Annotated in this window: 14 protein-coding genes; 7 read left to right on the top strand and 7 right to left on the bottom strand. The window is 73.1% G+C overall.

Annotated features, from left to right (window positions below):
- Positions 1–123 precede the first annotated feature (123 nt).
- From BJ982_RS24010 to BJ982_RS24000, 3 genes are all read left to right on the top strand, one after another.
- The gene (locus BJ982_RS24010; RefSeq protein ID WP_184883608.1) at positions 124–2,277 is read left to right on the top strand and encodes an elongation factor G-like protein EF-G2; all 2,154 of its coding nucleotides are present in this window, start codon (positions 124–126) and stop codon (positions 2,275–2,277) included.
- 388 nt (positions 2,278–2,665) lie between these two features.
- Positions 2,666–4,315 carry a glycoside hydrolase family 10-like protein gene (locus BJ982_RS24005; protein WP_184883606.1) on the top strand — a complete coding sequence of 550 codons (1,650 nt, stop codon included), beginning with the start codon at positions 2,666–2,668 and terminating at the stop codon, positions 4,313–4,315.
- 362 nt (positions 4,316–4,677) lie between these two features.
- Positions 4,678–6,795, top strand: coding sequence for a hypothetical protein (locus BJ982_RS24000; RefSeq protein ID WP_184883604.1), 2,118 nt, complete (start codon positions 4,678–4,680; stop codon positions 6,793–6,795).
- Positions 6,796–6,849: 54 nt separating this feature from the next.
- Here the strand turns inward: BJ982_RS24000 and BJ982_RS23995 are convergent, their stop codons facing one another.
- The 3 genes from BJ982_RS23995 to BJ982_RS23985 form a co-directional block, all read right to left on the bottom strand.
- The gene (locus BJ982_RS23995; protein WP_373869691.1) at positions 6,850–7,395 is read right to left on the bottom strand and encodes an HIT family protein; all 546 of its coding nucleotides are present in this window, start codon (positions 7,393–7,395) and stop codon (positions 6,850–6,852) included.
- 195 nt (positions 7,396–7,590) lie between these two features.
- On the bottom strand, positions 7,591–9,558 hold the full coding sequence (gene thrS, locus BJ982_RS23990; RefSeq protein ID WP_184883600.1) for a threonine--tRNA ligase: 1,968 nt from the start codon (positions 9,556–9,558) through the stop codon (positions 7,591–7,593).
- 78 nt (positions 9,559–9,636) lie between these two features.
- A complete protein-coding gene (locus BJ982_RS23985) occupies positions 9,637–10,251 on the bottom strand; it encodes a glycoside hydrolase family 25 protein (RefSeq protein ID WP_184883598.1) in 615 nt (204 codons plus the stop codon).
- Positions 10,252–10,399: 148 nt separating this feature from the next.
- Here BJ982_RS23985 and BJ982_RS23980 point away from each other — a divergent pair, with 148 nt between their 5' ends.
- From BJ982_RS23980 to BJ982_RS23965, 4 genes are all read left to right on the top strand, one after another.
- Positions 10,400–12,025, top strand: coding sequence for a bis-aminopropyl spermidine synthase family protein (locus tag BJ982_RS23980; protein ID WP_184883596.1), 1,626 nt, complete (start codon positions 10,400–10,402; stop codon positions 12,023–12,025).
- Between the two features lie 212 nt (positions 12,026–12,237).
- Entirely contained in the window at positions 12,238–12,504 is a 267-nt protein-coding gene (locus tag BJ982_RS23975) for a DUF1876 domain-containing protein (RefSeq protein WP_184883593.1), read from the top strand.
- 408 nt (positions 12,505–12,912) lie between these two features.
- Positions 12,913–13,338 (top strand): Hsp20/alpha crystallin family protein, encoded by a 426-nt coding sequence (locus BJ982_RS23970; protein WP_184883591.1) that lies wholly within the window; start codon positions 12,913–12,915, stop codon positions 13,336–13,338.
- Positions 13,339–13,656: 318 nt separating this feature from the next.
- Positions 13,657–14,307 (top strand): response regulator transcription factor, encoded by a 651-nt coding sequence (locus BJ982_RS23965; RefSeq protein WP_184883589.1) that lies wholly within the window; start codon positions 13,657–13,659, stop codon positions 14,305–14,307.
- A 185-nt stretch (positions 14,308–14,492) separates the two neighbouring features.
- Here BJ982_RS23965 and BJ982_RS23960 read toward each other — a convergent pair whose 3' ends face one another.
- From BJ982_RS23960 to BJ982_RS23945, 4 genes are all read right to left on the bottom strand, one after another.
- Positions 14,493–15,857 carry a GAF domain-containing protein gene (locus BJ982_RS23960; RefSeq protein ID WP_184883587.1) on the bottom strand — a complete coding sequence of 455 codons (1,365 nt, stop codon included), beginning with the start codon at positions 15,855–15,857 and terminating at the stop codon, positions 14,493–14,495.
- Between the two features lie 94 nt (positions 15,858–15,951).
- The gene (locus tag BJ982_RS23955) at positions 15,952–16,821 is read right to left on the bottom strand and encodes a universal stress protein (RefSeq protein ID WP_184883585.1); all 870 of its coding nucleotides are present in this window, start codon (positions 16,819–16,821) and stop codon (positions 15,952–15,954) included.
- Between the two features lie 34 nt (positions 16,822–16,855).
- Positions 16,856–17,524: a CBS domain-containing protein gene (locus BJ982_RS23950; RefSeq protein WP_184883584.1), complete on the bottom strand. Its 669-nt coding sequence runs from the start codon at positions 17,522–17,524 to the stop codon at positions 16,856–16,858.
- A gap of 117 nt (positions 17,525–17,641) precedes the next feature.
- Entirely contained in the window at positions 17,642–19,054 is a 1,413-nt protein-coding gene (locus BJ982_RS23945; RefSeq protein ID WP_239123503.1) for an outer membrane protein assembly factor BamB family protein, read from the bottom strand.
- Positions 19,055–19,075: the final 21 nt, after the last annotated feature.

Below are 19,075 nucleotides of genomic sequence, written 5' to 3'. Positions count from 1 at the left end.
CTCTTGTGATCCGCGCCACAGAGGTAAAGGGTGTAGGGCACCGCGCTCTCTCGGGCGGCGGGCGCGGCGGCGGACGATGTGGCCGCGCGCGGCCGCATCTCACGGCGAAACGCGGGAGGCGACGTGCCGGAGAAGACCACGGGCGGACCAGCAGGAGCCGCGGGCAGGGCACCCTCGGCCGACCGGCCGGACGCGGTGCGCAATGTCGCGCTGGTCGGCCATTCCGGATCGGGGAAGACCACTCTCGTCGAGGCGCTCCTGGCCGCGACGGGGACCATCCAGCGCACCGGGCGGGTGGAGGACGGCACCACGGTCAGCGACTTCGACGACGTCGAGATGCGCCAGCAGCGCTCGATCAACCTCGCGCTCGCGCCGCTGACCTACAACGGCATCAAGATCAACCTGCTCGACACCCCCGGGTACGCCGATTTCGTCGGCGACCTGCGCGCCGGGCTGCGCGCCGCCGACGCCGCGCTGTTCGTGGTGTCGGCGGCGGACGGGATCGACGGCCTCACCCGCATGCTGTGGGAGGAGTGCGCCTCGGTCGGCATGCCCCGCGCGGTCGTCATCACCAAGATCGACCATCAGCGGGCCGACTTCGACGACGTCGTCGCCACCTGCCAGGACGTCTTCGGCGACGGCGTGGCGCCGCTCTACCTGCCCGTGACGGGCGACGGAGGGGTCAAGGGGCTCATCGGGCTGCTGTCGGAGAAGTTCTTCGACTACACCTCCGGCGCCTGCGCCGAGGTCGAGCCCGACACGGCCTACCGCGAGCAGATCGACGCCTACCGGGGCACGCTCATCGAGGGCATCATCCAGGAGAGCGAAGACGAGACCCTCATGGACCGCTACCTGTCCGGCGAGGAGATCGACACCAAGGTGCTGATCGACGACCTGGAGAAGGCGGTCGCGCGCGGGGGCTTCCACCCGGTGCTCGCCACCTGCGCCGCCCCCGGAGCCGTCGTCGGCATGCGGGAACTGCTGGAGATCATGACGCAGGGCTTCCCGTCGCCCATGGAGCACCCCCTGCCGGAGGTCACCACGATCGACGGACGCCCGGCGCGCGCGCTGGCCTGCGACCCCGAGGGGCCGCTGGTCGCCGAGGTCGTCAAGACCACCAGCGACCCGTACGTCGGGCGCATCAGCCTCGTGCGGGTGTTCTCCGGCACGCTGCGCCCGGACATGGTCGTGCACGTCTCCGGCCACGGCATGGCCGACCGCGGCCACGAGGACCACGACGTGGACGAGCGCATCGGCGCGCTGTCCTCACCCCTCGGCAAGACGCAGCGCACGACGACCCGCTGCGTGGCCGGCGACATCTGCGCGGTGGCCAAGCTGAGCCGGGCCGAGACCGGCGACACCCTGTCCGACAAGGACGACCCGCTGCTCGTGCGCTCCTGGACCATGCCCGACCCGCTGCTGCCGGTCGCGGTGCGCGCCAGGTCCAAGGCCGACGAGGACAAGCTGTCCCAGGCCCTGGCCCGCCTGGTCGCCGAGGACCCGACGCTGCGCCTGGAGAACAACGCCGAGACCCGGCAGCTCGTGCTGTGGTGCATGGGCGAGGCGCACGCCGACGTCCTGCTCGACCACCTGTCCAAGCGCCACGGCGTCGAGGTCGAGCGCGTGGACCTGCGGGTGCCCCTGCGCGAGACCCTCGGCGCCAAGTCCCGGGGCATGGGGCGCAACGTCAAGCAGACCGGCGGGCACGGGCAGTACGCCATCTGCCACATCGAGGTCGAGCCCCTGCCGTCCGGCGGCGGGCTGGAGTTCGTGGACAAGATCGTCGGCGGCGTGGTGCCGCGGCAGTTCATCCCCTCGGTCGAGAAGGGCGTGCGCGCCCAGATGGAGCGCGGCCTGCTCGCCGGGTACCCGGTCGTGGACATCCGGGTGACGCTGCACGACGGCAAGGCGCACTCGGTCGACTCCTCGGACATGGCGTTCCAGATCGCCGGGCAGCTCGCCCTCAAGGAGGCGGCGGCCAAGGTGCCCGTGCTGCTCCTGGAGCCCGTGGACGAGGTGTCGATCCTCGTCGAGGACGACCACGTCGGCGCGGTCATGTCCGACCTGTCCTCCCGGAGGGGACGGGTCCTCGGCACCGAGCCGGTGGGCGTCGGGCGCACTCTGGTCAAGGCCGAGGTGCCCGAGCTGGAGATCACCCGGTACGCCATCGACCTGCGGTCCATGTCGCACGGCACCGGGAGTTTCCACCGGTCGTTCCTGAGGTACGAGCCCCTGCCCTCGCACCTCGCCGACAAGCTGCGGGCCGCTCCCGAGTAGGCCGCCGGCCGGGCGGCGGACGCGAGCGGTCGCCGCCCGGCACCGGCCATATCGCGTCCACATCGCGTCCAGGCCGCGTCCAGGGAGGTGGCGCCATGACGACCCGCCCGCCGCCGCGCACGGGTGCCGCGCCGGCCTCCCCGCGGGGCGGCGGTAAGCCACATGTCACCCGCGCGGCGGCCGCACGCGTCCCCTGCTCTCCCCTGCCCGGTGATCCTGACCGGGCGGGCCGCCGCATCCCCAGGTCGGCGCAGGAAACCGCCGCCGCCGGGCCGGTCGCCGGGCCGGAATCGCCGGCCTCTCTCGTCTCCGGCATCACGACCGCATCACAGGACGATTTCTTTTATCCGGCCTTAGCATCACTTTGCCGATGCCAGACTGCTGTCTCATGCGAAACGGACATCGGCCTCTGCTCGCGGCCTCCGCCATCGCGGTGGTCACCACCGGGCTCGCCTACTTCTTCGGCCCCGGCGCCGCCCCCGCGGACAGCGAGAGCCGCAAGCCCGCCGCCTCGGGCCGCGAGACCTCCGGCAAGTCCGCCTCGGGCCGCGAGACGGCGGGCAAGCCCGCCTCGGGCCGCGAGACCGCGGGAAAGTCCGCGCAGGAGCCGTGCGAGGTGAGCGCCGAGTTCCCCAAGCGGCAGCTGCGCGGCGTGTGGATCGCCACCGTCCACAACGTCGACTGGCCGTCCAAGACCGGCCTCACCCCCGCCCGACAGCAGGCCGAGTACGTCCGCATTCTCGACCAGGCGGTCAAGCGCCGGTTCAACGCCGTGTTCGTGCAGGTCAGGCCCGCCTCCGACGCGATCTACAACTCGCCGTACGAGCCCTGGTCCCAGTGGCTGACCGGCACCACGGGCAAGGATCCCGGCTGGGAGCCGCTGCCCTTCCTGATCGCCGAGGCGCACAAGCGGGGGCTTGAGTTCCACGCCTGGTTCAACCCCTACCGGGCCGCCGACAAGGCCGACGCCAAGCTGCCCGCCGGCCACCCCGCGCGGCAGCACCCGGACTGGGTGGTGAAGCACGAGGGCAAGCTGTACTACAACCCCGGCCTGCCCGAGGTCCGGGCGCACACCGTCAAGGTCGTCACGGACGTGGTGCAGCGGTACGACATCGACGGCGTGCACTTCGACGACTACTTCTACCCCTATCCCGGCAAGGGCACGAAGTTCGCCGACGCCGCCGCCTTTACGAAGTACGGTGGCGGGAAGTCGCTGGCCGGCTGGCGCCGCGACAACGTCAACAAGCTCGTCGCCGAGGTCGGCAAGGCCGTGCACGCGGCCAAGCCGTACGTCAAGTTCGGCATCAGCCCGTTCGGCATCTGGCGCAACAAGTCCGACGACCCGTCCGGCTCCGACACCAAGGGCCTGTCCGCCTACGACGCGATCTACGCCGACGCCCGCGCGTGGATCAAGGCCCGGTCGGTCGACTACGTCATGCCGCAGCTCTACTGGCCGCGCGGGTTCGCCGCCGCCGACTACGCCAAGCTGGTGCCCTGGTGGGCCAAGGCGGTCAAGGGCACGGGCGTGCACCTCTACGTCGGCCAGGCCCTCTACCGGGTCGGCGCCGAGGACACCCCGGCCTGGACCAAGCCGGGCGAGCTGCCCGCCCACCTCGCGCTCAACCGCAAGTACCCCGAGGTCGGCGGGGACGTCTACTTCAGCGCCGCCCAACTCGCCAAGAACCCGCTGGGCGTGCTCGACGCCATCGCCAAGAACCACTACGCGCGCCCGGCCCTGCTCCCGCTCATGGAGGCCCGCGGCGGGACGGCGCCCGCCACCCCCGCCGGGCTGCGGCGCTCGGGCGACACGCTGGTGTGGAAGTCCTCCCCCGGCGCCCGCGCGTACGCGGTCTACCGGGTGACGGACGGCGACGCGGGGCCGTGCGCGACCGCGGACGCCCGCGACCTGCTGGCCGTGGTCCCCGCGGCCGAGGGCGCCGAGCAGACCTACACGGTCAAGGGCGGCGGCACCTACCTCGTCTCGGCCCTGGACCGCCTCACCAACGAGAGCGCCCCGGCGAGCACCGTCCTCCCCTGACATCACAGAGCCGTACGCGGACCGGACGGTGAGCCCCCTCCTCCCCTGACGCCTACTGAACCGGACGAGGGCCGCCCGGTAAGCCCCGTCCTCCCTGACGCCTACGGAGCTGGACGCGGGCCGTCCGCCCGCCGCTGTGGACGACACGCCTCCCCGTCCCTGTGGACGACGCCGCCTTGTCCACAGATCCGGTTCTCGCGGCCGTCCGCGGTCGCCGGGCCGTCTACTGTGGACCCGTGCACGGCCGGTCCCCGGCCGCTCGCCCGGGCCGCCGCCCACATATCCGGCCGTTTCCTGGACCGGGTGGCCGCGCTTCCCGTACGGTTCCAACAATTCGCGGAAGTCGATCATGGGAGGTCTTGGTGAGGCGGGCGCTCGGCGCGTTGGCCGTGATCATTTCGGGGCTGCTCCTGGCCCCCGCCGCCGCGCGGGCCGACACTTCTCCCGCCCGGGTCGCCCTGATCGGCGTGCCGGGCCTTCACTGGGACGACGTGACCGCGGCCGACACCCCCAACCTGTGGCGGCTGGCGAGCCGGAGCGCGCTCGGCTCGCTGTCGGTCCGCGCCGTCGGCAGGACCACCTGCCCGTACGACGGCTGGCTGACCGTCTCGGCCGGGGTCCGCTCCTCGGTCGGCTCGCGCTGCGGCCCTCCGCCGCCGGTGGAGCAGCGCGACGCGGGCGCGGTCATCCCCGACTTCAACTGGCTCTGGACGGTCCGCGACGTGCGGTTCGCGGGCACGCTGGGCGAGGCCGTCCACGCGGCCGGGCAGTGCACCTCCGCGGTCGGCCCCGGCGCGGTCCTGGCGCTCGCCGACCGGTCGGGGCGGGTCGACCGCTACGCGCCCTCGCCCGACAAGGTCACCGACTGGTCGGCCTGCCGGGTGCTCGCCGTCGACGTCGACGACCTGATCCGCCCCTACATCCAGGGCGAGCGGCTCGCGGACGTCCCCGACAAGCTCTCCCCCGCCGAGCGCAAGACCGCCCTGAGGGCGGCCGACACCAAGGCGGGCGCCGTGCTCGCCCAGCTCCCGCCGGACACGGCGGTCGCCGTCGCCGGCCTGGCCGACCACGGCTCCGAGCCGCACCTGCGCGCGGCGATGTGGCGGGCGCCGGGCGCCGGGGGCCGCCTCCTCGGGGCGCGGTCCACCCAGCGCGACGACATGGTGATCATCCCGGACATCACGGCGTCCATGCTCGCCACGGCCGGCCTCGCCGTGCCGCCCACCGTCATCGGCACGCCCTGGTCGCCGGGCGGTCCGACCTCCCTCGGCGACGCCGTGACGTCGCTGCGGCGGGCCGACCTCGCCGGTCAGACCATCCGCGCGGTGGGCGGGCTGTTCTTCACCGTGCTCGCCGTGGCACAGGTGGCGTTCTACGCGGTGGCCTTCCTGCTGCTGCGCCGCCGCCGCGGGCTCGAAGGCGTGCGCGTCGCGGCGCTCGGGCTGGCCTCGGTGCCGGTCTCCACCTACCTGATCAACCTCACGCCCTGGGACGCCGCCCCGATGCCCGCGCTCACGCTGGTCTCCGGCATCCTGCTCTGCGCGGTGGCGCTCACCTGCCTGGCGCTCGCGGTCCCGGCCCTGTGGGCGCGCCTGCGGGGCCGTCCGCGGGCGGTGAACGTCCTCGGCCCCTCCTCCGTCGTGGCGGCCGTCACGGCCGGGGTGCTGCTCGCCGACCTTCTCACCGGCACCCCGTTGCAGCTCGACAGCGTCATGGGCTACACCGGCGTGGTCGGCGCCCGCTACTACGGGCTCGGGAACATCCCCTTCGCCCTGCTCGCCACCGCGGTGCTGCTGGTGGCCACCGCGGTCGCCGACCGGCTCGTCCGGTCGGGCCACCGCTCCGGGGCCGTCGCGCTCGTGGCGGGGCTCGGCGGCTTCGCCATGCTCCTCGACGGCTGGCCGGGGGTCGGCAGCGACTTCGGCGGGGTCATCGCCTTCGTGCCCGGCATCGCGGTGACCGCGCTGCTGGTGGCGGGCAAACGCGTCTCGGTGCTCAAGCTGGGGGCGTTCTGCGTCGCGGGCGGCGTCCTGGTGCTCGCCATCGCCTACCTGGACTACCTGCGTCCTCCGGCGTCCCAGACGCATCTCGGGCGGTTCGCCGGACAGGTCCTCGACGGCACCTTCCTGCCGGTGATCCTGAGGAAGCTGACCGCCATGCTGAGCACGCTTCTTTCCCCGAACCTCATGCCGATCGTGCTGGCCGCGTTCGCCTTCCTGGTCTTCGCGCTGCTGCGGCCCGGGACGGCGAGCGCCGGGGTGCTCCCGGTGGCGTTCGAACGCGCGCCCACCTTGCGCGCGGGCCTGGTCGGCACGCTGGTGAGCGGCGTGGTGGGCATGCTCGTCAACGACTCGGGCGCGGCCGTCCTCTCCATGGCCCTGGCCCTCGCGGTCCCGTTGGTCCTCTCGGCCGGCATCGCCGCCCTCACCCCCGGCGATCCCGCCCGTCCCGCGCCGATCCTCGACCCTCTGCCCACCTGACCCCTGCCCATCTGACCCACGGCCGGGCGCCGGCAGGGAGCGAGGCGGGGTCGGTCAGGCGGTGGGCCAGGCGTCGGTCAGAAGGTCTCGGGTGTCCTGGAGGAGTTGAGGGAGCACCCGGGTGTGGCCGACGACCGGCATGAAGTTGGTGTCGCCGCCCCAGCGGGGCACGACGTGCTGGTGCAGGTGGCCCGCGATGCCGGCGCCGGCGACGTGGCCGAGGTTCATGCCGACGTTGAAGCCCTGGGCGCCGCTGGCCTTGCGCAGCGAGAGCATCGCCCGCTTGGTGAAGTCGGCCAGTTCCGCGGTCTCGGCGTCGTCGAGGTCGGCGTAGTCGGCCACGTGGCGGTACGGGCAGACCATCAGGTGGCCGGAGTTGTAGGGGTACAGGTTCAAGACGGCGAACACGCTGGAGCCGCGGGCCACGATGAGCCCGTCCTGGTCGCTCATCCCGGGAATCTCACAGAACGGGCACCCGTCGCCGGGGCCGGTGCCGGTCGGCTTGTTCTCCCCCTTGATGTAGGCCATCCGGTGCGGGGTCCACAGACGCCGGAAGTTGTCGGGCTCTCCGGCACCGGACTGCTCAATGGGCTCCTGCATGTCTTGCAGCATAGGACCAGCCCACCCTTTCCCGCCCGCCGGGATCGTGCGCAGCACGGGCGGCCGACCCCCCTGCGCCGCATCCGGCCGGGGCCGTCGAGGAGGCCGAGCCCGCCGTCCCCGGGGCGCGTGTGACGTCCCCGGGGACGGACCAGGGTCGATGCTGTAGACCCGCGCGTAGGGAGCCCGCCGGGGTCAGACCTGGGTGCGGTTCTCCACGGCCCTGACGATCTCGTCGATGGCGTCCTCCAGCGGGATGCCGTTCTTCTGCTCGCCGTTGCGGTAACGGAAGGAGACCGCGCCGGCCGCGATGTCCTCGTCGCCGGCGAGCAGCATGTAGGGCACCTTGGCCTTCTGGGCGTTGCGGATCTTCTTCTGCATGCGGTCGGCGGAGGCGTCGACCTCGACCCGGATGCCGTGCTCGCGCAGCCGCTTGGCGACATCGTTGAGGTAGGGCACGTGGGCGTCGGCGATGGGGATGCCGATGACCTGGACGGGCGCGAGCCAGGGAGGGAACGCGCCGGCGTAGTGCTCGACGAGGACGCCGAAGAACCGCTCGATCGACCCGAACAGCGCCCGGTGGATCATGACGGGACGCTGGCGCGCCCCCTCCGCCCCCTGGAACTCCAGCTCGAACAGCTCGGGCAGGTTCAGGTCGACCTGGATGGTGGACATCTGCCAGGTGCGGCCGATGGCGTCCTTGGCCTGAACCGAGATCTTGGGCCCGTAGAAGGCCGCGCCCTCGGGGTCGAGGACGAGCTGGAGGTTCTCGGACTCGGCGGCGACGCGCAGGGCCTCGGTGGCCTCCTCCCAGACCTCGTCGCTGCCCACCGACTTCTTCGGGTCGCGGGTGGAGAGCTCCAGGTAGAAGTCGTCGAGGCCGTAGTCGCGCAGCAGCCCGAGCACGAACCGCAGGAGGCTCTTGAGCTCGTCCTGCATCTGGTCGCGGGTGCAGAAGATGTGCGCGTCGTCCTGCGTCATGCCGCGGACGCGGGTGAGGCCGTGCACCACACCGGACTTCTCGTAGCGGTAGACGGTGCCGAACTCGAACAGGCGCAGCGGAAGCTCGCGGTAGGACCGGCCCCGCGACCGGAAGATCAGGATGTGCATCGGGCAGTTCATGGGCTTGAGGTAGTAGCGCGCGCCCTCAAGCTCCATGGGCGGGAACATGCCGTCGGCGTACCAGTCCAGGTGACCGGAGATCTGGTACAGGTTCTCCTTGGTGATGTGCGGGGTGTTCACGAAGGAGTACCCGGCCTCTTCGTGGCGCCGCCGCGAGTAGTCCTCCATGATGCGGCGGACCACGCCGCCCTTGGGGTGGAAGACCGCGAGGCCGGAGCCCAGCTCGGTCGGGAAGGAGAACAGGTCGAGCTCGGCGCCCAGCTTGCGGTGGTCGCGCTTCTCGGCCTCCTCCAGCATGTGGAGGTAGTCGTCCTGCTTCTCGCGGGACTCCCACGCGGTGCCGTAGATGCGCTGGAGCTGCGGGTTCTTCTCGCTGCCCCGCCAGTACGCCCCGCCGGAGCGCATCAGCTTGAAGGCGGGGATGACCCGGGTGGACGGCAGGTGCGGGCCCCGGCACAGGTCCTTCCAGCAGAGCTCGCCGGACTTGGCGTCGAGGTTGTCGTAGATGGTGAGCTGGTCGCCGCCGACCTCGACGCTCTCTTCGTCGGCCGCGCCGCCCTTGAGCCCGATCAGCTCCAGCTTGTACGGCTCGGCGGCCAGCTCGTCGCGGGCGTCGTCGTCGGAGACGGCGCGCCGGGAGAAGAGCTGCCCCTGCTTGACGATCTCGCGCATGCGCTTCTCGACGCGCTTGAGATCGTCGGGGGTGAACGGGTGCTCGACGTCGAAGTCGTAGTAGAAGCCGTTCTCGACGGGCGGGCCGATGCCGAGCCGGGCGTCGGGGAAGAGCTCCTGCACGGCCTGGGCCATCACGTGGGCGGTGGAGTGGCGCAGGATCGCGCGGCCCTCTTCGCCGTCGATCGCGATGGGCTCGACGACGTCGCCCTCGGCGATCACGGTCGCGAGGTCGCGGGCCTCGCCGTTGATCCTCGCGGCGATGACGGTGCGGCCGTCGGCCTCCAGGGCCTCCCCGGCCGTCGTGCCGCCCGCCACCACACGCTCGGCTCCGGCGAGGGTGACGCGTATTTCGAGGGCGGCGGACACGATGGGCTCCAAGAAAGGGCGAGGCTTCCGGTTTACGAGCCCGATGCTACCGGGAACCGCCCCCCGATATCGCCGCGCCTACGCCTTGCGGTGGCCGTCATCGGGCTGGAAACCGAGGGCGGTGAGCTGGGCCCGGTCGCCGCGGAAGACGTTGCGGTCGATGCGGCCGTGCGAGTACTGGTGGATCGTCCAGCGGTTCCACGGCGGCGGGACGGCCGGGCGTCCCTTGGGGTGGCTCGGCGCGGCGATCCACAGCGGGTAGTCCTCCAGGCCGTGGCAGTAGCCCTTCCTGGCGAAGGACAGGAAGGTGTAGATGATCGGCCGCACGCCGGTCACGAAGGTCATCACGCGGCACCAGCGGCGGGCGAACGCGGCCACCTCGTGCGGCGGGAGGTGAGCGGAGCGCTCCAGGTCCAGGGCGATGAGGTCGCCCCTGCGCAGGCCGCCCGCCGCGTCGATCACGTCCAGGAAGTGGCGCACCTGGTCCTCGGGATCGCCCTTGGGATGCCCGAAATGGTAGGCGCCGCAGACCATCCAGTTCTCCCGCATCGCCGCCCAGTTGCGGGCGAACCACTTGTCGGTGAACCCGGTGCCTTCGCTGGCCTTGGCGAAGCCGAAGTCGACGCCGTCGATGGCGTGATCCGCCCAGTCGACGGCGCCCTGCCAATTGGACACGTCTATGCCGTTCAACATCAGGGCCACGCTCCCCCCGTCGGTCGCCCCGGGGGATTTTAGCCACGAGGGGCGTCCCCGGCGTGGCCGGACACGCCCAGGCGCCGGGTTGTCCACAGGCGGGACGCGGACGGGAGGAGGGCGCCGGGCCCGCCGATAGGGTTGCCGCATGGCGTCCGAGGGAGTGAGCAGGCTGCTGGCCGAGGCCGGGGTGGACGGGCGGCGGCTGCGCGCGGCCCTCGCACTGCTCTGCGACGGCGAGTGGTGGACCTTGGCCGCCCTGGTCCGCGAGACGGCGACCTCCCGGCGGGCGGTCGAGGCCCTGCTGCGCGAGGCCGGGCCGCAGCGGTCCGGGGAGCGCTTCCGGCTGACCGCGGAGCAGACGGAGGCGTGCCGCGCGCTGCTGGACGAGGGCGGCGAGATCCCCCTCTCCCCCGCCGACCCGGTGGCCCATCTGCTCCCCCGGTACGGGGACGTCGTGCGGCGCATGGCGGAGCTGGTCGCGGGCGGGCCGCGCGGGCGTCACGTCCTCGACCACGTCGCCGCGACCCCCGAGACGGTGGTGCGCCGGGCGCTGCTGCTCGGCGCGCGGTTCTGGCTGCCGGGCGCGCGGCTGCTGTGCGTGGGCGACCATGACCTGACCTCGCTGGCGGTCGCGATGATCCACCCGGGCGTCCGCGTGACCGTACTGGACGTGGACGACCGCATCCTCGCCTACATCGGCGAGCGCGCGGAGGCCCTGGGGCTGGACGTCGTGACCCGCTGGGCCGATCTTCGCCTCGGCCTGCCGCCGTCGGCCCGCGGCCAGGCCGATCTGGCGATCACCGACCCGCCGTACACGCCCGAGGGCGTGGGGCTGTTCGTGGCGCGGGCCGTCGAGGGGCTGCGCGATCCCGAGCAGGGGCGGGTGCTGCTGGCGTACGGGGCGAGCGAGCGTACGCCGATGCTCGCGTTGAAGGTGCAGCGTTCCCTTTACGACCTCAATTTGTCTTTTGAAGCTATTTATCCAGATTTCAATAGATACTTCGGGGCGGAGGCCATCGGGTCGGCGGCCGATCTGTACGTCCTCCGTCCCACGAGCAAGACCCGCCCGGCCGTCGCGGCCCGGGTGGAGGGCTACGGCACCGCCATCTACACCCAGGGCCCGCAGTCGGTCGAGGCGCGCCCCTCCCCCGCGCCTTCCGCGGCGGCGGCGCGAGGGGTCGAGGAGGGCGGGTTCGACGTCCTGGTGGGCGACTGGCCCAAGGACGCCTCGCCCCGGACGCCGCGGGCACGCCTGTCCACGTGGCTGGCCAAGCCGTACGCGTCCTCCCCCGCCCGGGTGGCGATCGCGCTGCCGACGGGGCTCGGCGCGGCGCTCCCCCGGCTGCTGCTCGCCACGCGCGCCCGCCACGTCCGCGTCCTCACCGAGGACGCTCCGCTCGGTCTGGGCGCGCTGGAGTCCCTCTACACGATCACGACGGGGGGAGGCGTGATCGAGGCGGTGCGGCTGCCGTCACCGGAGGGGCGGGACGAGCGGCTGCTGCGGACGCTGCTGGACACCGCGCACGGCCGGCTGGCCAACGTCTGGCGCGAGGGCCTGATCAAGGCGTCCGGACATCTCACCAAGAAGCAGGCCCGCGCGATCGTCGCCGAGGTCGCCCCCTGGGCGGACGAGGTCACGGTGCTGGAACTGCCCGCGCACCGCCTCGACGCCCTCCCTGACGCGGTGGCCGCCTCCTTGCGGCGCGCCGCCGAGACGTCGGAGGAGCAGGCGCCCGAGGCGACGTACGAGAAGACGCCAGGGCCCGGCTGACGAGCCGGCACCCGGCGCGACGTACGAGGTGATGCCGGGGCCGGGCCGACGAACCGGTCGCCGAGGTCCACCGACGGGCCGGTGCGACGGGGGCGGCGTGTCTTCCCAGGCGCCCGGGTGGCGTGGGGCTCGCGCGGAGGCGCGGGGTGGCGCGGGGCCCGTGAGCGGCGTGCGAGATGGTTGAGGGAGGAAGCACCGCGGGAGGTGGCGTCATGCTCGACAAGCAGTGGACCGTGGAGATCCACATCACCGAGGACGACAACGACGATCTGACCACGGCCAGGGCCGTGCTGCTCACCCGGTCCGGCACACGACACGAGAGCATCGGGTACGCCAGGCGCAACCCCGCCGACCGCCCGGTGCCCGAGATCGGGGACGAACTGGCGGTCGGTCGCGCGCTGGCCGACCTGGCCGACAAACTGACGGGCGACGCCGCCGAAGACGTCGCCCAACTCGCCGGCCACGGCCGCCCCGCCTGAGGCCGTCCACGACGGGAAGGCCCCTCCGAATCTCCGGGTGTGCGCACCCCCGGGCGGAGCGCGACCGACGAGCGCACGCGTGACCTCGGGCGGAGCAAAGCCCCGGGCGTGCGCGCCCGCCGGGCAGAGTGAAACCCCCGGCCGTGCGCGCCCCCGGGCGGAGTAGAACCCCCCGGGCCCGCGCGTCCCCTCGGGCGCAGCGGAGCCTCTGGGTGTGCGCGTGCCCCGGGGCAGAGCGGACTTGTCCGGCCTGCGGGCCCGCGTGGGAAGGACCACAGGGTATTGCGGCGGGCGGGGCTGTGAGGCGGGGCCAAGGGCCTGGGGGTTCGGGACCTACGGCCTCTGCACCGGGGGGTGGGAGCGGCGTCAGATGGAGGTGAACGACGAGAGGAGCCAGGGGAGGTTCACATGGCCATGCCAACGCGCCGTCAACCACGCGGCCTGGTACCTGACCTATTGGACTGGCTTGAGGCACCGTTCAGCGGCAGCAGGCCGTACACCGGCGCCCGGATGGTCCGCTTCGAGGACACCGTGAAGGACGGGCATTACATCGTCCGCGCCGAGCTGCCCGGGATCAACCCGGAGGCCGACGTGGAGGTGACCGTCGAGAACGGCATGCTGACCGTGCGCGGCGAGCGCAAGGAGGAGAAGTCCGAGCCGCACCGCACCGAGTTCGTGTACGGCGAGTTCAGCCGGACGATCCCGCTGCCGCCGAACGCCGACGAGACCGGCGTGAAGGCGGTGTACCACGACGGCATTCTCGAAGTGGACGTCCCGCTCGCCCAGGATCGGCCGGAGGCTCAGCGCGTGCCGATCGAGAAGCAGGGCGGCTAGCACCGGACACCGCACAGCGGGCACCGTGGACGTCCCGCTCGCCCAGGACCGGCCGGAGGCCCAGCGCGTGCCGATCGAGAAGCAGGGCGGCTACCACCGGGCAGCGGACACCGGACACCGGGGTGCCCGGTGTGCTCCGGACCCGCCGGCACGCGGGTCCGGAGCACACCGGGCCGCTTCGATCGCCGTGCCCGAGGCCGCGCCGTCGATGACGCACCGTCCCGCGGGTGACCCGTCCCGCCGTCACGCGGGGAGTCGGAGTTGAAACGCCGGGCGCGTTTCACGAGGTGAGAGAACCGGAGTGGTTAGCGTCGGGGCATGATCCGGGTGTTTCTGGTGGACGACCATGAGGTCGTGCGTCGCGGGGTGGCGGCGCTGCTGTCCTCGGAGGAGGACATCGAGATCGTCGGGGAGGCGGGGACGGCCCGACAGGCGGTGGCGCGGATCCCGGCGCTCCGGCCGGACGTCGCCGTGCTGGACGTGCGGCTGCCCGACGGCAGCGGGGTGGACGTCTGCCGGGAGGTCCGGTCGCGCACGCCCGGGCTGGCGTGCCTGATGCTGACCTCTTTCGCCGACGACGACGCCCTCTACGAGTCGATCATGGCGGGGGCCGCGGGGTACGTGCTCAAGCAGATCCACGGGTCGGACCTGGTGGGCGCGGTGCGCACGGTGGCGGCCGGGGAGTCGCTGCTCGACCCGCAGAGCACCGCGTCGATGCTGCGCCGCCTGCGCGACCAGGCGGCGTCCAAGGATCCGCTCGCCGCGCTGAGCGCGCAGGAGCGGCACATCCTGGACCTGATCGGCGAGGGCCTCACCAACCGGCAGATCGGCGAACGGTTGTTCCTCGCCGAGAAGACGGTCAAGAACTACGTCTCGAACCTGCTCGCCAAGCTGGACATGCGCCGCCGCACCCAGGCGGCCGCCCTGGCCGCCCGGCTGAGAACGGAACGCCACGACCGGGAGGACTGAACCCTCCTGTCGCGAAGCGCAGCCGAAAGACGGTGTCGCGGGCAGGCGGGCATCACGCGCGGGGGCGGCCGAAGGACGGTGTCGCGGGCCGGCGGGTGTCACGCGAGGCGCGCCGGAGGGTTGTCGTGGGCTGACGGGCGTGAGGCGAGGCGCGGCCGCAGGATCGTGTCGTGGGTCGCCCGATGTCACGCGCGGGGGTGGGCGGGGGTGGGGAGTCGTAGGGTCAGGGAGGGGGCGGGGGGTTCTGGTGGGGAGTGGAGGGCGAAGACGGTTGTGCGGATGTGGTCGATGGTGATGTCCAGGTCGGTCACGGCGTGACGGAGGCGGGAGGCGGCCTCGGGGTCGTCGACCAGGCGGATCGTGCTCATCAGGGTCATGGCGACGGCGAACAGCCGCTGGATCACGACGTCGCGCAGGTCCTTGGCGATGCGGTCGCGGTCCTCCAGCAGGCCGAGCCGCTCGGCGTCCTCGCGGGCCTCGGCGAGTTCGAGCGCGATCGCCGCCTGCCCGGCGAAGGAGCCGAGCATGCGCGCGTGCCCGGGGTCGAACGGCACCCGGCCCGACCGCCTGCCGAGCGAGAGCACTCCGCGCACGGCCCCGGTGGCGCCCAGCGGGACCGCGATGGCGGGCCCGATCCGCATGCGGCCGGAGACGACGGCGGGGATCTCGGATTCGTCCAGGCCGGTGACGACGACGGGCTCGCCGCCGCTGAAGGCGCGGCCGGACAGGGAGCCGTCCACGGCGATCTCGGCGGCGGCGATGTCCTCCAGCGCCACCCCATCGGCGATCACGACGCGGAGCCTCTCCCCGCCCGCCACGGGCAGGAGCACGGCGGCTACGTCCGCGCCGGCCATCTCGCGGGCCCGGCGCGCGAGCAGAGTCAGCACGTCGCGCGGGTCGGAGCCGGACAGCAGGCTGGTGGTGACCTCGGCGGACGCGCACAACCACGCCTCGCGCGCGCGGGTCTCCTCGTACATGCGGGCGTTCTCGATGGCGACGCCGGCCGCGGTGGCCAGGGCGACGACGACGGCCTCGTCCTCCTCCTCGAACGGCCCGCCGCCGCGTTTCTCGGTGAGGTAGAGGTTGCCGAAGAGCTCGCCGCGGACCCGGATAGGCACGCCGAGGAAGGCGCCCATGGGCGGGTGGCCGGGCGGGAAGCCGTACGACTCGGGGTGGCCGGCGATGCGGGGCAGCCGCAGGGGGCGGGGCTCCTTGATGAGCAGGCCGAGCAGACCGAGGCCGTGCGGCCAGTGCTCGACGGCGGCGATCTCGTCCTCCGTCAGCCCGGTGGGGAGGAAACGGGCCAGTGTGCCGCCTTCGACGAGCCCGAGCGCGCCGTAGCGGGCGCCGGCCAGGGTGGCGGCGGTCTCGACGATGCGGCGCAGCACGGTTTCGAGGTCCAGGTCCCTGCCCACGGCGACGACCGCGTCCAGCAGCGCGTGGACGCGGTCGCGGGTCGCGAGCACCGCGTCGAGCCGGACCCGCAGCTCGGACAGCAGTTCGTCGAGACGCGTCCGCGGTATCAACGAACGCGGCCGCACGTCCGCCATACCGGAGTTGTCCCACCCGACGAACCACCCAAATCCTGATAAATCACCATCAAGCGGGACATTTCTCAATACCCAGCACAGCCCCGCCGGCACGTCAGACGGCCGTCCCCCGGGGATGCACGATCGCGACCGGGCAGCGCGCCCGGCGCAGCACCCCCTGCCCCACCGACCCGGCGAACGCCGTGCCCGGCGGACCCGGCGGCGGGGAGCCGACGACGACCAGGTCCGCGTCGCGCGAGGCGTCGGCGAGCGCGGGCACGGGATGGCCGCGCACGGCCGTCCCGGTCATCGCGACGTCCGGGTAGCGGTCCTGCCACGGCCCGAGCAGGCGGCGGATCCGCGTGGACTCCTCGGCGAGCGCCTCGTGCGCCGCGCCCGCGTAGACGGTGCCGTACGGCGTGAAGGGAGGAGTGTGCCAGGCGTACACGACGCGGGCCCGCGCCCCTCGTGCCCGCGCCTGCGCGAGGGCGAAGTCAAGGGCGGCCTGTGAGGAGGCCGACCCGTCGAACCCGGCGACGACGGCGCCGTGCCGCGCGGGGCCCGCGCGCCGCACGATGATCACCGGCCCCTCGGCGCGCCCGGCGACCGACCGTCCCACCGAGCCCAGCACCATCCCGGGCAGTCCGCCGAGCCCCTTGCTGCCGAGGATCAGCTCGTCGGCCTCCTCGGACTCGGTGGTGAGCCGTTCGGCCGCGGCGCCGACCACGAGCGCGCAGGTCACCGGGACCGACGGCCGGTGGGCGTGCACCCACTGGGCGGCGGCGGCCAGGACGCGCCTCCAGTACACGGTCAGCGAGTCGGGGGCGGGCGTGCCCGCGCGGACGTGGAACTGGTACGACCACGGCTCGCGCACGTGGACGATCTTCAGCGCCGCCCCGGCGCGCGCCGCCTCGTCGGCGGCCCACTCCACCGCCGCCGCCGCGGACGGCGAGCCGTCGATGCCGACGACGATCCTTCCCGTCATGTCCCCTCCCGGAGATCCGTGGAGACCCGGTGGGTCACAGGAACAGCGGCGGCACCGTGACCAGGTCGTCGCTCTCGTAGGACAGCCGGTCGTCCACCTCGATGACGCCGTCGATCGCGCGCACGCCCTGCACGATCCGGGGGATCTGCGAGCGCAGCGGCACCGCGCCGCGCAGGGACACCAGCCCGTGCTCGACGCCGACCGTCACCGAGGCCGGGTCCACGGCGGCGCGCGCGAGCGCCTCCTCCACCTCGGCGCGCACCTCGGCGGGCGGGCGCTCGAACACCTTGAGCAGGTCGGACTGGTGCACGGTGCCGACGATCCTGCCGCTGTCGCGGTCGATGACCGGGAGCTGCCTGACGTGGTGGTCGTGCATGACGCGGGCGGCCTCCCTGACCGTCGTCCCCTCGGTCACGGTGATCGCGGGGGTGGTCATGACCTGGGCGGCGGTGCGCCCGAGGGCCTTGGCGTGCTCGGCCCTGCGCGCGCGTCCCTCGAAGACCCGGTGGCCGGCCGACGGGTCGATCTCCCGCAGCAGGAGGTCGTGGGCCGACACCATCCCCACCGGCCGCCGGTCGGCGTCGATCACCGCCACCGCCCCCACCTTGAAGCGGCGCATCGTCTCGACGACGTCGGCGAACGACGTGTTCGGCTGCACGGCGATGGCCACCCTGCCCATGACCTCCCCCACGCGCATGATCATCGCCGCCTCTCCCGGTTCGCGTTCTCCCTTCGAGCATCCCGCCGCGCGCGGGCGGCCGTCAGCGCCGAAGGTCCCGGGCCAGGGGGACCTTCGGCTCAGGCGCCCGCGCGGCGGGGGTCAGCGGAGCACCACCGCGCCCACCTTGGTGTCGATGTTGCTCACCAGGAACAGCCGCCCGCCGGAGAACCGGTAGAGGCAGTTGGCCGGGGTGAAGATCAGCTCACGGTCGTAGGCGGGGCCCATGGGGCCGCCCCGGCCGTCGGCGAGCGCGAGGCGGAACGCCTGCGGCGGGTCCTCGTAGGTGCCCGTGCGCATCGCGACCACGGTGTCCCCGTCGATCACGGCGGGCACCGCGGTGTTCTTCTCGCCGAGCCCCTTGGTCCAGCGGGGACGCCCGGTCGCCAGGTCGAACGCGACCAGGCTGTTGGTGTCGCGCAGGCCGGTGACGCGGGTGGCCGAGGTGGCGGTCACCAGCGTGTCGGCCGTCACCAGGGCGCGGTAGCGGGGACGGCCGCCGCCGCTCAGCCCGACCGGCCGCATGTCGAGGTTCCCGTACGACCCGCCCTGCGCGATGGTGGACTTCACGTGGCCGGTGTCGTCGAGGACGATGTAGCGGCCGGAGTCCTGGATGCCGGGGACCGCCACGACGATGGGGTCGGCCGCCAGCAGCCATTTGCCGCTCGGGGAGTCGTCGCCGAGCTCGGCGGCGGTGAGGTCCCGGCGCCAGCGCCGCTCGCCCGTGGCGGGATCGACCGCGAGCACCGCGATCGGGTTGTCCTTGTCGCAGGTGGCGAGCAGGACGGCGTCGGCCTTGCCCGCGAGCGCGTCCCTGAAGAAGCAGGACGACACCCCGTTCCCCTTCGCCGGCAGCCGCTTCTGCTCCCAGCGCACGGCCCCGTCGCGCAGGGAGAGGCCGACCGCGCTCCACTCGTAGGCGACGACCACGGCCTGGCCGGTGACCGCGAGCGACATGGTGCGCGGGAGCGTGGCGCCGATGCGCTTCAGGGAGGTGACGGTGTAGGTGCCGGTGAGCTCGGCCCGCCAGACGCTGCGCCCGGTGGCCAGATCGACCAGGACGACGGCGGCGCACTCGACGCTGGTCACGCCCTTGACGTAGGGGGACTCGCGCTCCAGGCCGTAGGCCAGCGCGACGGCGCCGCCGGCCGACTCCTGGCTCACGCCGCAGAACCTGCCGCCGGCCGGCGGCTTGAGCTGCCATTGGGGCTTGCCGCTCTCGGCCTCCCAGGAGCCGATCGCCGAGTCGTCGGCGCGGACGAAGGACGTGGGCGTCGCCCATGACCCGAGGGCGCCCGAGGTGCCCATGCGCTCTCTGCTGGAGGCCGCGGGCACCTTCCAGCCGAGCGCGCCGCTGAGCTCGGCCCCGGACTCCCGCTCCTTGTCGTCCTGGCGTCCCGCCGCGGTGGCGCCGGCGTCAGGACGGGCCGGCGTCCGGCTCTCCCAGGGACGCAGGACGACGATCGTCGTCGCGAGGATCGCGATGACCAGGACGGCGGCGCCCCCGACGATCATCACGGCCCGTCCGCTCCCCTG

The sequence above is a fragment of the Sphaerisporangium siamense genome (assembly GCF_014205275.1).
GTDB lineage: Bacteria > Actinomycetota > Actinomycetes > Streptosporangiales > Streptosporangiaceae > Sphaerisporangium > Sphaerisporangium siamense.
This window is presented reverse-complemented; position numbering and strand designations above follow the sequence as displayed.